This is a genomic window from Streptomyces fuscichromogenes (assembly GCF_014645815.1).
In the GTDB taxonomy this organism is placed as follows: Bacteria; Actinomycetota; Actinomycetes; order Streptomycetales; family Streptomycetaceae; genus Streptomyces; species Streptomyces fuscichromogenes.
In genome coordinates this window covers 61601-77568 of the sequence record NZ_BMML01000023.1, presented here as the reverse complement: position 1 = coordinate 77568, position 15968 = coordinate 61601, and the positions used below count along the sequence as shown (strand labels likewise).

At 73.0% G+C, this 15968-nt stretch carries 3 protein-coding genes; all 3 read right to left on the bottom strand.

The window, feature by feature from the left end; genetic code table 11:
• Nucleotides 1-3 precede the first annotated feature (3 nt).
• From IEZ11_RS37475 to IEZ11_RS37465, 3 genes are read right to left on the bottom strand one after another with little or no spacing between them, the layout of a single operon-like run.
• Nucleotides 4-2976, bottom strand: a complete 2973-nt coding sequence (locus IEZ11_RS37475; RefSeq protein ID WP_189267473.1) for a type I polyketide synthase — start codon at nucleotides 2974-2976, stop codon at nucleotides 4-6.
• The gene (locus IEZ11_RS37470; protein WP_189267472.1) at nucleotides 2973-6254 is read right to left on the bottom strand and encodes a non-ribosomal peptide synthetase; all 3282 of its coding nucleotides are present in this window, start codon (nucleotides 6252-6254) and stop codon (nucleotides 2973-2975) included. The genes IEZ11_RS37475 and IEZ11_RS37470 overlap by 4 nt, the downstream gene beginning before the upstream one ends.
• Before the next feature lie 41 nt (nucleotides 6255-6295).
• A complete protein-coding gene (locus IEZ11_RS37465; protein WP_189267471.1) occupies nucleotides 6296-15937 on the bottom strand; it encodes a non-ribosomal peptide synthetase in 9642 nt (3213 codons plus the stop codon).
• Nucleotides 15938-15968: the final 31 nt, after the last annotated feature.

Below are 15968 nucleotides of genomic sequence, written 5' to 3'. Positions count from 1 at the left end.
TCCTCAGCCCTCGGCCTGGACCTCCAGCAACAGGTCCTCGATGACCGAGTCCTGGGCCGGCCGGTTCTTCAACTCCGCTATCTGTGTGGCCAGTTCGTCGAGCGAGTCCCCTGTCAGCAGGAGCGCGACAGGCACTTCCACGCCCAGCGTGTCCTCGATCCGGCTGACCAGGTGGACCGAGCCCATCGAGTCGCCGCCCGCGGCGATGAAGGACAGACCGAACTCGTCCGGTCCGACCCCCAGGGTGTCGATCAGCAACTCGACGACCTGTGCCCGGACCGGGTCGGTGTCCTGCCTCTTCTCCTCCCTCTTCTCCTCGGCCTTCTCCTCCGCCGTGTCGACCGGCTTCGCCTCGACCGCCGGGGTGGTGTACGCCGGACCGCTGCCGTCGTGCTCGAAGAGCCGGTACGCACCGTACGACTTACCGTCGAACACGTATCCGGGCAGGTGGGCGCGCCGGAAGCCGGACGCCGGCACGGACCAGGTCACCGGGTGACCCCCGGCCCAGAGGGCGCCGAGCGCGGCGAGGGTGCCCGACGTCTCCTCGCCCTCGCCGAACACGGTGTGACAGGGCCGGTCCGGCAGCGGGGCACCCGCCGGTCCGCCGCCGATCCACAGGAGAGCGCCGTCCGAGATCCGGGCGGCGGCCTCGATCGCGTCCGAGAGGCGCAAGGTGCCGCGCAGGTGGTCCCGCCAGTAGCCGGCGGTCACCATACGGCTCGCCGCGACGCGAGCGCCGTCGACGCCCGAGACATGGGTTCCCGAGGGCGTGCCGAAGCGGATCCCGGCGACCTTCGCCTCGAACTCGTCGAGTACGGGATCCATGCAGGGCGAGTTCAGCGCGTGGCGCTCCTCCCCGGCCGTCCACAGGGTCCCGGCGGCGGTCAGCCGTGCGGTGAACTCGTCCATGGCCCGGACGGGCCCGGACACCACGCATGCGCGGGGGCCGAGTACGGCGGCGAGTGCCACGCCGTCCGCCAGGAGTGGCGTGGTCCTGGACGCCGGGAGGCCGACCGTCACCATGCGGCCGGGCTCCGTGCGGGCGATGAGGTCGGCGCGCGTGACCACCAGGTCCAGGGCGTCGTCGAGGCCGAGCAGGCCGGAGGTCACGGCGGCCACGTACTCACCGATGCCGTGCCCGACCGTGACGGACGGCGTGATGCCCCAGTCGCTCCAGAGCCGGGCCGCGGCGTACGCCAGGCCGAACAGAGCCGCGTGCCGGTCCCGGACCGTGCCCTGTTCCCGGCTGTGCGCCGCCGGGGGTTCCAGGTCGATGCCGTGCCGGTCGGAGAGGCGCTTGACGCAGTCGCCGAACGCCTCGCGGAAGGCGGCGAACGTGGCGTACAGCTCGGTGCCCGTGCCGTGGTGCGGGGTGCTCGCGTCCGCGAGGACAAGGACCGGGGCGGCGGCATTCCGGGTCGGCGCGGCCTTGAGAGAACGCAGCTGACGCGCGGCGTCCGCCCGCCCGTTCGCGACGACGTACCCGCGGGTCTCCAACGGGGCGCGGCCGGTGCGGAGGGTGTGGGCGACGTCGGAGAGGGGGACGTCGTCGGCCTGCTCCAGCCGGGCCGCGAGCGCCTCGCCGGCAGCGGTCAGACCCCGTTCCGTCAGGGCCGACAGGACCAGCAGTTCGGGCCGGTCGCCGGTGGCGGACCGCTCCTCCTGGCCGGGCGCCTCCTCAAGGACCACGTGCACGTTGGTGCCGCCCATGCCGAACGAGCTGACACCGGCCAGCCGGGCTCCGCCGTCCGGGCGCGGCCACGGTCCGGTGCGGTCCACGACGTGGAAGGGCGTCGCGTCCAGGCCCAGCGCCGGGTTGGGGGCGGTGAAGTTGACGGTGGGTACGAACTGCCGGTTCTTGAGCATCAGCACGGTCTTCAGCAGACCGGCCACGCCCGCGGCGGTGTCGAGGTGTCCGATGTTGGACTTCACGGAGCCGATGCCGCACCACCGCGGTGTGCCGGCGGACGCCCCGAACGCCTCGGTGAGGGCGCTGACCTCGATCTCGTCGCCGAGCGCGGTGCCCGTGCCGTGCGTCTCGACGTACTGGATCTCTCGTGGGGCGACCTGGGCGGTGTCCAGCGCCTGGGTGATCGCCGCGACCTGGCCCGCCGTTCCCGGCGCGGTGAAGCCGATCTTCGCGGAGCCGTCGTTGGTGACGGCGGAGCCCCTGATCAGGCAGTACACCCGGTCGCCGGCCCGCAGGGCGTCCTCGTGGCGGCGCAGCACGACCAGGCCCACGCCGTTGCCGGCGACGGTGCCGCTGGAGTCGGCGTCGAACGGCCTGCACCGGCCGTCGGCGGAGGCGATGCCGCCCTCCTGATGGAGGTAGCCCCGCCTGGCCGGCGTGTCGATGCCCACCCCGCCCGCCACGGCGATGTCGCACTCGCCCAGCAGGAGGCTCTGGACGGCAGTGTGCACCGCGGTCAGCGAGGTCGAGCAGGCCGTGCTCACGGCGACGCTCGGTCCGCCCAGGCCCAGGCGGAAGGAGATCCAGGAAGCGAGGGTGTCCCGGTCGGTGAGCAGCGCGAGCTGGGTCTTCCCCCGTTCTCGGTGCAGCCGGGGATCGCTGAGCACGGCCACGGCGTGGTCGGTCAGACCGCCGCCGACGTACACGCCGGTGAGGTCGGGGACGGCCCGGGGGTCGTAGCCGGCGTCCTCCAGCGCCGACCAGGCGCACTCGAGGAGCAGACGGTGCTGCGGGTCCAGGATCTCGGCGTCCTTGGGGCTGAAGCCGAACAGATCCGCGTCGAAGCGGTCCGCACCCGACAGCACGCCCTTGGCGGGTATGTAGGTGCTTTTGGCGACCTCGGCGGGGTCCGCGCCGTCCGCGACGAGTTCCTCGGGGGAGAAGTCCGTCACCGAACCGGTCCCGGTGCGGAGGTTCTCCCAGAACTCGTCGAGGTTGCCGGCGCCGGGGAACCGCCCGCTCATCCCGACGATCGCCACCGCCGATGCGTGCCTGTCGTCGATCACACCATTCCCTTTCCTTGAGCCTCACCGGCGCGCGCGCCGCGCAGAGCGGCGAGACGCCGTCTGCGGTCCTCACCCCGGGGGGACGTCCCCGCCGGTTCCGGAGCGGTGCCGGGGCCGGACCGTCCGTCGAGGTGATCAGCCAGTTCGGCGATCGTGGAGTGACCGAACAGGTCCGCCACGGAGACGTCGCCGAAGGTCGTCGCCTGTTTGAGCCGCTTCCTGACCGTGAGGATCAGCATCGAGGTGCCACCGAGGTCGAAGAAGCTGTCGTGCACGCCGACCCGGTCCCAGCCGAGCGTCTCGGCCCACACGGCGGCCAGGGCCTTCTCGGTGTCCGTGCGCGGGGCGACGTACGCCTGGGCCAGACGCGGCCGGCCACTGGCGGGTTCGGGCAGCGCCCTGCGGTCGAGCTTGCCGGACACGGTGACGGGGAACTCCGCCAGCGCGACGAAGACCTCGGGCACCATGTACGCGGGCAGTCGCGTCGCCAGCCAGTCGCGCAGGTCCTCGTCGGACGCCGCGGGCCCGCCGTCGAGGCCGCTCACGTATCCCACCAGCCGCCTGCCGGTGCCCTCGCGGTCGGCGGGGGCCGTCACCACGGCCTGCCCGACGCGGGGGTGCGTCAGGAGGGCCGCCTCGATCTCGCCCGTGTCGACGCGGAAGCCGCGGATCTTGACCTGGCCGTCGGCGCGGCCGATGAACTCCAGGACGCCGTCGTCCCGCCATCGGGCCAGGTCTCCGGTCCGGTACATGTAGGCGCCGGGGGTGGTGAAGGGGTCGGCGACGAAGCGGGTGGCGGTGAGTCCGGGTTGTCCTGCGTAGCCGCGGGCGACGCGTGGTCCGCCGAGGTGGAGTTCGCCGGTCACGCCGACGGGTACGGGTTGGAGTGTTGCGTCGAGTACGTAGGTGCGTACGTTGTCCAGTGGGCGGCCGATGACCGGGCGGCGCAGTGCGTCGTCGGCGTGCATCTCGAGCATGGTGGCGGTGACGGTGGCCTCGGTGGGGCCGTAGCCGTTCATCAGGCGTGCTTTTACGCCGAGTTCGTGCCAGACCCCGACCAGCCCGAGGTCCACGGACTCGCCGCCGATCACCACCAGTCGGACCGTGTGCGGCAGCGGGACACCGCCATCGAGGGCGCGGACAAGGTGGTGCCAGTACGCCGTGGGGAGGTTCAGGACCGTGATGCCGGCCGCCTCCACCAGGGCGAGCAGGTCCTCGGGGGCCAGCTTCGCCAGGCTGGGGCCGATCTCCAGACGGGCTCCGCGCAGAAGGGTCGGGAAGATCTCCTCGACGCTGACGTCGAAGCTGAGCGACGCGATCTGCAGGGCCCGGTCGGCCTCCACGAGCTCGAATGCGCGTACCTGGGTGCGGGAGAAGTCGGCGAGGCAGCGGTGCTCGACGGCGACGCCCTTCGGAGTGCCGGTGGAACCGGAGGTGTAGATGACGTAGGCGAGATCGGAACCCGTCACCACCGGCAGATCCACGGGTTCGGCGGCGGCGACCGCCGACGCGTCCGCACCGTCCAGAACGACCGTACGCGCACCGGGTGTCGCCTCCCCGGCGGAGGCGACGTCCGTCAGTACCACCCGCACACCACTGTCCGAGACCATGAACTCGGCGCGCCCCGGCGGAAGTCCGGGATCCAGCGGCAGATAGGCCGCGCCCGCCTTCAGCACACCGAGCAGCGCCACCGCGACCTCGGGCGACCGGCCCAGACGCACCCCCACCGTGTCCCCACGGCGGACCCCGAGACCCGCCAGATGCCAGGCCAACCGGTCCGAACGGCCGATGAGTTCACCGTAGGTCAGCACGGCCCCGCCCGCGCCCACGGCAGGACGCTCCCGGTCGGCGACGCGGTCCACCAGCTCGTGCACCGGGCGCGTCTCGACGGGACGCTCGGTCCCGTTCCACTCCGAGACCATCGACTCCCGCTCCGCGCTGTCCAGCAGAGTCACCTCGCCCACGCGACCGCCGGCCGGCAGCGCGTCGAGGACGGTACGGAGCCAGGCCAGGGCGCGGTCGAGGCCGGCCCGGTCGAAGAGGTCCGCGCTCCCGTCGAGGCGTACGGCGAGTCCGGCGTCGTCCGCGCCGATCTCCAGCACGAGGGGGGCGGCCCGATGACGGCGGACGTGCCAGTGGCGTGGGCCGGGGCCGCCCGCGACCGATTCCAACGGTGCCGGGAGGTGGTCGACGACACAGGGGCGGGCCGGCGCGGACGCGTCGGAGGGCCGCTCAGGCCGGGGACGGGCCCAGTGGAGCCCGCGCGCCGAGCCGCCCTCGTGGAGGGCACGCACCCAGTCGTCCAGGTCCGCCCGGTGCGGGACGGGCACGTACAGGGGCAGCTCCGCCAGGGCGGGACCGTACGGGCCGGGGGTGCTGCCGACGGCCGGCTCGGGCCGTGTGCGCAGTGTCTCGCCGAGCACGACATCGCCTCCGGCGCCGGTGCGGCTCAGCACGAGGGCCCATGCGGCCGTCAGCAGCAGGCGTCGCGGGACGCCGGTCCGGGCGGCCTGCGCCGCGAGGCGGTCGCGCAGCCCCGCGTCCAGGACGAGGGTCGCGGACACCCTGCGGGAGCCGTCCTGCGGTGCCTTCGGACCCGTGCGCGCGAATCCCACCTGGGTCTGCGGCTCGGTGGCCGCCAGGTACGCGGTCCAGTAGGCGCGGTCCGCCTCCGGGTCGCCCGGGTCGCCCGGGTCCGTCTCGGCCTCCGGGCCGGTGGCGTGGGCGGCCGGGTCCGTGGCCTCGGCCCGCGTGGCGGCCACGCCGGTGACGGCGTCGTAGTGGCCGAAGACGTCGGCAAGGACCGTCGCGGCACCGTGTTCGTCGACGGCCGCCGGGTGGACCGACCAGACCATGGTGCCGTGTCCGCCGTCGCCGGCCAGCCAGGAGACCCGGTACGGGTGGCCCGTGCCGAGCGCGAAGGGCCGTGCCGCGTCCGCGGTGAGGAACTCCTCCAGGGCCCGCTCGGGGTCCGCGCCGCTCCCGGACGGAGGTAACTGTTCGACGAGCGCCCGAGGACGGCCCTCCGACGGCGGACGGACCTCGGCCGTCCAGCCCTGGGGACCCTCCGTCCATGCGGTGCGCAGTCCGGGGTGGCGGTCCGCGCCGAACCGCCACCCCGCCTCCAGGGCTTCGAGGTCGACGGGGCCTTCGAAACGGCACACCACCTGGAGGCACTCCGGCGTGGGGTCGTCCGTCGACGCGGTCGACAGGAGATCCGCCTGGTAGGGGGTGACCGACGGGGGACCGGCGCTGTGCGGTGTCTGGTGCTTTTCCACTGTTCGCTTTCGGAGTCGATTCGGGATGGCGGGAGCGGAGGTCACCCCTCCGGGACGTCCTCGGGTGCCTCCGCGGCGTCCGCGGCGGTGGTCGCTGTCCCGGCCAGTGCCCGGACCGTCTGCAGGGTGAAGACGTCGACCAGTTGGATCACAAGACCTGCCGCTGCCGAGCGGGCCACGAGTTCCACCGCCAGCAGGGAGTCGCCGCCCAGGTCGAAGAAGGCGTCCTCGGCGCCGACAGGGCCCTGGCCGAGCACGTCGGCGAAGACGCCGGCCAGCAGTTCCTCCCGGCCCGCGGTAGGCGCGACGGTGCTGCGTCCCGCCGTGGCGCCGGTGAACTCCGGTGCGGGCAGCGCCCGTTGGTCGAGCTTCCCGCTCGGGGTGAGCGGCAGCTCGGTGAGTTCCACGATCAGCGCGGGCACCATGTGTCCGGGCAGGCGGTCGGCGGCCGACGCCCGGAGCGCGGCCACGTCGAGCGGGGTGCCGTCCGTCCCCCTCGAAAGGACGTAGCCGACCAGGCGCCTGACGCCCTGCCGGTCCTCGTGCGCCACGACAGCCGCCCGCGCCACCTGCGGGTGGCTCACCAGCACGGCCTCGATCTCGCCGAGTTCGACGCGCATGCCGCGGATCTTGACCTGCTGATCGGTGCGGCCGAGGTACTCCAGGTGGCCGTTCGCGAGCATGCGGACGAGGTCACCGGTCCGGTACATCCGGCTGCCGGCCGGTCCGCACGGGTCGGCGACGAAGCGCTCGGCGGTCAGCCCCGGCCGGTTCAGGTACCCCCGGGCGAGTTGGTCGCCCGCCAGGTACAGCTCACCGGGCGTACCGACCGGGACGGGTGCCAGGTTCTCGTCGAGCACCTGTACGCGGGTGTTCCGGCCGGGGCGGCCGATGGTGACCGGACCGCTGCCGGACACCTGGGCCGAGGTCACGTCGACCGAGGCCTCCGTCGGGCCGTAGAGGTTGTGCAGGGGGACGTCGAGAACCTCGCGGAACCGGTCCGCCAGCTCACGGGTCAGGGCCTCGCCACTGCACAGCACACGGCGCAGGCCCCGGCAGTCGGCGGCGGCCGGTTCGTCCAGGAAGAGGTCCAGCATCGAGGGGACGAAGTGGACCGTGGTCACACCCGCGCCGCGGATGAGCCCGGCGAGGTACGCCGGGTCCCGGTGGCCGTCGGGGGCGGCCAGCACAAGGGTCGCGCCGTTGACGAGGGGCCAGAAGAACTCCCACACGGACACGTCGAAACTCGACGGGGTCTTCTGCAGCACCCGGTCGTCGGCGGCCAGCCCGTAGTCGTCCTGCATCGACGCCAGCCGGTTCACGATGCCCCGGTGCGGCACCACGACGCCCTTGGGCCGGCCGGTCGAGCCGGAGGTGTAGATGACGTAGGCGGCGCGGTCCGGGTGGTGGTGCCGCGGAAGCGGAGCGGACGGCTCGCCGTCCAGCGCGTCGACCAGGACGCGCGGCACACCGTCGCCGAGCGGCGGCGTCTGCGAGGACGTCACCAGGCAGGCCGGGGCGGCGTCCGCCAGCATGAAGGCGAGCCGTTCGGCCGGGTAACCCAGGTCCAGCGGCAGGTACGCCGCGCCTGCCCGGTGCACGGCGAGCAGGGTCACCACCAGGTCCACCGACCGGGGAAGCGCCACCGCGACCACCGCGTCGGGGCCGACCCCGCGGCCGGCCAGCACCCGTGCCAGGCGTTCGACCCGGCCGTCGAGTTCGGCGTAGGTGAGCCGTTCCGGTCCGGACACGACCGCGGTGGACAGCGGGGTGCGTGCGGCCTGCTCGCCGAACAGCTCGGCCAGGGTCGCCGCCGGGACCTGCCCCGCGGTGTCGTCCACCGCCTCGGACAGGTCCGGGTCGGTGCCGGTGAGCAGCGCGTCGGTGTGGTGGCCGGCGTCGGGCCGCGTCGCGAGGGCCTCCAGTACGGCCGTGTAGTACGCGCCGGCCCGTTCGATCTGGACGGGTGCGTAGCGCCGGGTGTCGTAGCCGAGGTCCACGGTGAGCCGTTGCGAGGCGACGTCGACCGCGAACTCCGCCTGGAAGGGGAACTCGGTCTCCACACTGGCCTGGTGGTCGTGTATCTCGACCGCGCCCGCCGTGGTGTCCCGGTCGAGTTCGACGTGGAAGTGCGTGTAGTTGAAGTAGCTCTCGATGAGATGCGGCCGGCCGGCGATCCGCGCCACCTCGCTGAGCGGGTAACGGCGGTGCTCCTGAACGCGGTTGTCGAGCGCGCCGACATGACGTACCAGCTCGGCCCAGTCTCCCCGGGGCAAAGTGGTGTGCAGGGGCAGGGTGTTGAGGAACAGCCCCAGCACCCGGTCCCCGTCCGTCTCCTCGGTGCGTCCGTTGTAGACGGCCCCGGTGGTGACCTCCCGGCTGCCGGTGAGCAGGCTCATCACCCGCAGGTGTGCCGTCAGCAGCACGGTGCGCAGCGGCACGCCGAGACGGCCGGCCAGCCGGGTCAGCCCGGCGTGGACGGAGGCGTCGACGCCGAAGGCCACCGTGCCGCGCGCCGCCGGGGACGTGGGTGCCCCGGCACCGGCCTGCGTCGGCACACCGCGGTCGTGTCCCGACTCGGCCGCCGTCGGCAGGGAGGGGTACGTGGCGCCGGCGAGCTGGTCCGCCCAGAACGCGCGGGCCCTGTCGTCGTCCAGGGACTTCAGTTCCAGTTCCACGTAGGACCGGAACCTGCTGGCCGGGGGTGCGGCGTGATGCGCGCCGCTGTGGCGGTTGAGCAGTTCGACGACCAGCGAGCGGTCGCTCCAGCCGTCGAGCACGGCGTGGTGCTCGGTGACGAACAGCATCGTCTCCGTGTCGGAGAGCCGCTGGAGGTGGAACCGCACGAGCGGAGGCCGGGCGACGTCGAACGGCCGTGCCTGCTCGCGTGCTTGGTGGTCCCGCACCTGGGCCTGCCGGTCGGCCTCGGACAGGTCGCGCAGGTCCTCGGTGGTGAGCGGGGCGGGGACCTGCGCGTGCACCAGCTGGACCGGCCCGCGGTAGCCGGTCAGGGCGAACGAGGTGCGCAGGATCTCGTGGTCGGCGAGGAGACCGGACACGGCCTGGTGCCAGCGTCCGGCGTCGAAGTCGCCGCGCAGCAGGTATCGGGCCACGGCGTGGTAGGTGCCGGGTGACTTCTCGTTCTCCAGCACCATGCCGGTCTGCAGCCGGGTCATGGGGTAGGCGTCGAGCGCCCCGGTGCGCCGGGCGGCGGCCGCGTCCCGCGGCGACAGCAGGCCGAACGGTTCGGCGGCCGCCTCCGCGGATTCCGGGGACGCGTCGAACCGGGCCGTGACCGCGGCCAGTTCGCGGATGGTGCCGAGCCGCATGAGGTCGTCGACCCGCAGTTCGACACCGCGCCGCCTGGCCAGCGCCACGGCCCTGATGCCGAGGATCGAGTCGCCGCCGAGGGCGAAGAAGTTGTCGTCGGCGCCGACCCCCGTACGCCCCAGCACGCTCTCCCAGATCTCGCGCAGGACGTATTCGGCGTGTGCGGCCGGTCCCGTGGGCTCGGCCGGGGCGGTCCCGTCAGCGGCGGAGCGGTCCGCGGCCGCGCTGCCGGGGTGCGCCGGAGTGTCCTGGGGCGCGGCGGGCCGGACCGGGGCGGGCAGGGCGGGGGCCGCGGCGAGGAGGTCGCCGACGGTGCCGTCCAGCCGGTCGGCGAGCGCGGTCATCAGCCCGCGCACCGTCGTGGCGAGCGCCTCGACGGTGGCCGTGTCGACCGCCTCCGGGTGGTAGAGGAGGCGCATCTCCAGGCGGTCGCCCGGTGCGACCATGAGTGTCAACGGATAGTGGGTGCCTTCGAGATGACGGACCCGGGTCAGTTCGAGGCCGCAGCCGGTGAGGAGTTCGGCGGGTCCGGCCGTCCGGAAGTTCTCCACCACGACGAGGGTGTCGAACAGTTCCCGCAGGCCGGTCAGCCGCTGGATCCGGGCCAGTCCGACGTGCTGGTGCCCGAGCAGGGCCGACTGCTCGTCCTGGACCCGTGCGAACAGGTCGGGCAGCGCCTCGGTGCGGTCGAGGGCGATCCGGACCGGCACCGTGTTGATGAACAGGCCGATCATCCGCTCGACGCCGGGCAGTTCCGGGGGGCGGCCGGAGACCGTCGTGCCGAAGACGACGTCCTGCTCCCCTGTGTACAGGGCCAGCATCAGCGACCATACGGTCTGGACGACCGTGTTCACGGTGATGCCGCGGGCCCGGATCACGGCGTTGAGCCTCGCGGTGATGTCGGCGGGAAGGCCGGCGTCCACGCTGGACTGCCGTGCGGGATCCGGCGTCGCCCCGGACGCCGGTGCCACCCGCGTCGGTGCCGTGACCCTTTCGAGGGCCCGGCGCCAGGCGGTGTCGGCGAGCTGTCCGTCCTGGTCCGCGAGCCAGCCGAGGTAACCGGAGAAGGGGCTGACGGCCGGCAGGGAGGCGGCCACGCCCCCGTACCGGTAGATCTCGAACAACTCGGAGACGAAGACGCCGGAGGACCAGCCGTCCCAGAGAATGTGATGGTTGGAGACCACGAGGACGTGGCGGTCGGCGGAGAGCCGCAGAAGGGTGAACCTGCACAGCGGTCCGGCGGTGAGGTCGAAGGGGCGTACCCGCTCGGCGGCGAGGAACCTCTCCACCTCCCGGTTCCCGTCCTCCTCCGTGGCCCCCCGCACCTCGATCGTCCGCCAGGGCACGTCCGCCGTACGGGGTACGACCTGCACGGTCTGCCCGGAGTCCAGCGGGACGAAGCTGACCCGAAGGTTGGCGTGGCGTTCCATCATCTGGACGGCCGCCGCCCGCAGGGCGTCCGGGGACAGCGGGCCTCTGATGTCGAGGGCCGCGTAGACGGAGTAGACGTCCGTCGTGTCACCGCCGCTGAGCGCGTGGAAGAGCATGCCCTCCTGGAGCGGCGACAGCGGCAGTACGTCCGCGATCCCGCCCTGTACGGCGAAGGCCGCCTCCAACTGCTCGATCTCGTCCTGCCGCAGGTCGACCAGGGGGAGGTCGCCGGGGGTGAGCCCGCTCGCGGCGGTGTCGCGGACATGCGTGGCGAGCGCCTCCAGGGCCGCGCACCACGCGTCGGCGCGTTCCCGTACCTCGTCCTCGGTCAGGTGGCCGTCCGCCCAGGACCAGCGGGCGGTCAGCCTCGGGCCGTCGGGAGCGGTCCGCGGCATCGCGTGGACGGCGAGGGGAGCGCCCAGCGGAGTGTCGTCCTCGGGCAGGAAGCCCAGCAGCCGGTCGGCGTCCGGGGCCGTCTCCCAGCTGCCGGCGGTCCGGGCGGACGGACCGTCGAGACAGGTGAAGGCGAGGCCGGGGCCCGGCAGGGCGGCGAGTTCCTGCTCAGCCCAGGCGTTGAGGTGACGTAGCAGGCCGAAGTCGGATCCGGGCGGCGCCGACCGCAGTTGCTCTTTCACCGCCTTCAGCGCGCGGACCATCGCGGGACCGTCCGGGCCCGCCGGGACGCCGGGTACGAGACGCACGGGGTGCTCGCCGTCGAAGCGGCCGACGGTGCGGGACAGGTCCGTTCCGGGCGGGGCGGTCCGGCGGCCGTCGTCCCGCAGGGCGATGACCACGCCGTCGTCCGCCGTGGCCCCGGTGGTGTGCGGGTCGGGTCGCGTCCGGGCGGCGGCCGTGACCGCGAGGGCGGTCAGCAGTACCGTGCCGACGTCCGTACGGAACGCGTCGGGCACCCGCGTGAGCAGGGTGTGCGCCACCTCGTCGGGTACGACGACGTCCAGGGCGCCACGCCGTGCCGCGGCGTCCGCGACCGGTGCCGGGCCGGTCGGCGTGGGCCGGGGGGCCCGGAGCAGGCCGGTCCAGTGCGAGAGCTGTGCGATGCGGCGCGGGTCGGCGGCCTCGCGGGCCAGCGAGGTGGACCAGGTGCGGTACGAGGTGGCCACGGGGGCGGGACGGAAGGGGCGGCCCTCGACGAGGTCGGCGCACGCCTGTGCCAGGTCGGTGACGAGCAGACGCAGGGACGTCTCGTCGGCCGCGAGGGGATGCACCATCAGCAGCAGGCGGCCCGCCGTAGTGGGTCCGGCGTGGAACCAGACGGCCTGGACCAGCCGGGCCTCGTCCGGTGCGAGCCGCTGGTACGCGGCTAAGGCGTGTTCCTCGATCAGGCTGTCGCGCCGCGACTCGTCGAGCCCCGACGTCTCCACGCAGACCAGGCGGTCACCGGCGTCGGTGTCGCCGGCCGGCAGGGTCTCCAGGACCCAGGCGCCGTCCCGGCCGGTGCTCCGGCGCAGCCGCAGCGTGTCATGACGGCTCTCCAGGAGCCGCAGCGCCTGGACCAGATGGTCCCGCTGCAGACCGTGGGGGGTCGTCAGCAGGGTACGCAGGGGAGCCGCGGGGGCACCGGACGCCTCCAGGGCGCGCAGGGCCGGTACCGCGCCGAGGACGCCGATCCCGGCGTCCTGGTTCTCCGGCACGACGGCCGCGGAGTCCACGGCGACCTCGGCGAGGGCCGCGACCGTACGGTAGGCGTAGACGTCGCGCGGGGTGATCACGAGACCGGCCCGGCGGGCCTGCGAGACGACGTGGATGGCCGCGATGGAGTCGCCGCCCAGGGCGAAGAAGCTGTCGTCGATGCCCACGCCGTCGAGGCCGAGGACATCGGCGAAGGCCTCGCCCAGCACCTCTTCCCGGCGGTCCCGCGCAGCCCGGCGGCCGGAGAGCGACGAGAAGTCGGGGGCGCGCAGAGCGGCCCTGTCGACCTTGCCCGAGGTGGTCAGCGGGAAGTGCGGCTCGATGAGCACGGCGGCGGGCACCATGTAGTGCGGGAGTTCGGCCGCGACCGCTCCGCGCAGGTCGGCACCGACGAGCGGCGGGGCGTCGGGCTCGGGAACGACGTATCCGACCAGGTGTCTGACACCCGGCTGGTCCTCGCGGACCGTCACCAGAGCCTCGCGGACGCCGGGTTGCCGGGTCAGTACGGTCTCCACCTCGCCGGTCTCGACGCGGAAGCCGCGGATCTTGACCTGGCCGTCGGCGCGGCCGATGAACTCGAGGACGCCGTCGTCCCGCCATCGGGCCAGGTCTCCGGTCCGGTACATGTAGGCGCCGGGGGTGGTGAAGGGGTCGGCGACGAAGCGGGTGGCGGTGAGTCCGGGTTGTCCTGCGTAGCCGCGGGCGACGCGTGGTCCGCCGAGGTGGAGTTCGCCGGTCACGCCGACGGGTACGGGTTGGAGTGTTGCGTCGAGTACGTAGGTGCGTACGTTGTCCAGTGGGCGGCCGATGACCGGGCGGCGCAGTGCGTCGTCGGCGTGCATCTCGAGCATGGTGGCGGTGACGGTGGCCTCGGTGGGGCCGTAGCCGTTCATCAGGCGTGCTTTTACGCCGAGTTCGTGCCAGACCCCGACCAGCCCGAGGTCGATGACCTCGCCGCCGAGCATCACGAGGCGGACGGAGTCGGGCATCGTCGCGCCGGCCCTGAGGGCGCGGACCAGCTGGTGCCAGTACGCCGTCGGGACGTCCACGAGCGTGATGCCCGCCTCGCCCGCCAGGGCCAGGAGATCCTCGGGGGCGAGTCCGGCGAGACCGGGACTGATCTCCAGAAAGGCGCCGTGGGCGAGAGTGGTGCAGATTCCCTCGATGCTGGCGTCGAAGCCGAACGACGCCGTCTGGAGGAACCGGTCAGACTCCGTCACCTCGAACTCCCGGGCCTGACCGGCCACGAGGAGCCCCAGGGAGCCGTGCTCGACGGCGACGCCCTTCGGAGTGCCGGTGGAACCGGAGGTGTAGATGACGTAGGCGAGATCGGAACCCGTCACCACCGGCAGATCCACGGGTTCGGCGGCGGCGACCGCCGACGCGTCCGCACCGTCCACCACGACCGTGCGTACCTCCGGAACCGAAGGCACCCGGCCCGCCGACACCGCGTCCGTCAGCACCACCCGCACACCACTGTCCACGACCATGAACTCGGCACGGCCCGTCGGCAGTTCCGGGTCCAACGGCACATGGACGGCGCCGGCCTTCAGCACGCCCAGCAGTGCCACGACCGCCTCGGGCGTACGGACCTGACACACCCCCACCGCGTCCCCGCGCCGTACCCCCAGACCCGCCAGGAACCACGCCAACCTGTCCGAACGATCGGCCAGTTCACCGTAGGACAGCGTGCTCCCGCCCGCGCCCACGGCAGGACGCTCCCGGCCGACGACAGAGCCCACCAGCTCGTGCACCGGACGCGCCTCGACGGGACGCTCGGTCCGGTTCCACCCCGACACCACCGACTCCCGCTGCGCACCGCCCACCAGGGCCACCTCGTTCACCCGCCCGCCCGCCAGCAGGCCGTCGAGGAAGACGAGGAAGCTGCTGCTCAGGTGGGCGATCGTGGCCGGTGTGAACAGGTCCCGGCGGTATTCGAACGACGCCGTGATGCCGTCGCCGACGTTGTCCAGGATGAGGGCGCCGTCCTGTTCCTCGGAACCGGACAGGACGCGGCTGCCCCTCGCCCCTTCCGGGAGGGAGGCACCGGCGCCGTTCTCCGGGAGGTGCATGAACACCCACTGGAAGAGAGGTGCCCGGTTGTGCAGGCGGTCGGGGTTGATCTCCTTGATGAGGCGGCCGTTGGGGACGTCCGCGTTGGCCTGCACCTCACGGAACGACTGCCGGAACGTCCGCACCATGGCGCGCAGGTCCGCGGCCGGGTCGATGTGCCACCTGGTCGGCAGCACGTTCATGAAGTAGCCGACCAGCGGCTCGCTGCCCCGTGCCGAGCGCTGTGCCGCCGGGGTGCCGATGACCAGGTCCCGCTCGCCGGATATGCGGTGCAGGAACGCCGCGAAGGCAGGCATCAGCGCGGTGAAGAGCGTGCTGTCGGTCTCCCGGGCGAACGCCCGCACCCGGTCCACGAGTTCCTGCGGGAAGTCGAACTCGTACTGGCCTCCCGCGAGAGTGACCTCCGCGCGGGGACGCAGCGGCGCGGCGATGGCCGGCGGCTGCGGGAAGTCCGCGAGGTAGCCACGCCAGAACTCCAGCTGCTGGTCGTGGACGCCCGCCGCCTCCAGTTCCCGCTGCCAGCTCGCGTAGTCGGCGTACTGCCGGTCCGGGCGGGGCGGGGGCGTCACTTCCTCGGTGGTCAGGGACCGGTAGGCCTGGTCGAAGTCGCGGTTGAAGACGGCTGTCGACCACCAGTCGGTGACGATGTGGTGCATGTCCATCAGCATCTTCGACGTGTCGTCGGTGAGCCGGATGAACTGGGCCCGGACCGGGAGTTCCTCGGTGAGGCGGTAGGAGCGCCGCCGGAAGCGGTCGGTGAGCTCCTCGACCGCTCGCGCCCGCTCGGGGGGAGGCAGGTGGCGCAGGTCCAGGCGTTCCATGTCCCATCGGCCGCGGGGTCCGGGCGCGAGGAGCGGTCCGTCGGGTGTCTCGACCACCAGGGAGCGCATCACATCGTGGTTGTCCATCACGATGTTGAGGGCGGCGACGAGCGTGTCCGGGTCGACGGGGCGGTCGAAGTCGTAGGCGAAGCAGAGGTTGATGGCGGAGGAGTCCGGGTTCATGGACTGGAAGACCCACAGGTCCTGTTGCGCGGGACTCATGGGCACCGGGGCCCGGGGGTCGCCCTGCCGGAGCGGCAGCACGGCGGGCTTCGCACGGACCTGTTCCCCGATTCCGACCATGCGCCGCATCAGACGTACGCGTTGATCACTCGTCAGATCGGCGATGCGCTGGGCGAGGGAGTGCTCTTGGGACATCATCAGCTCCGGGACGGTGCGGGGCGGGGGA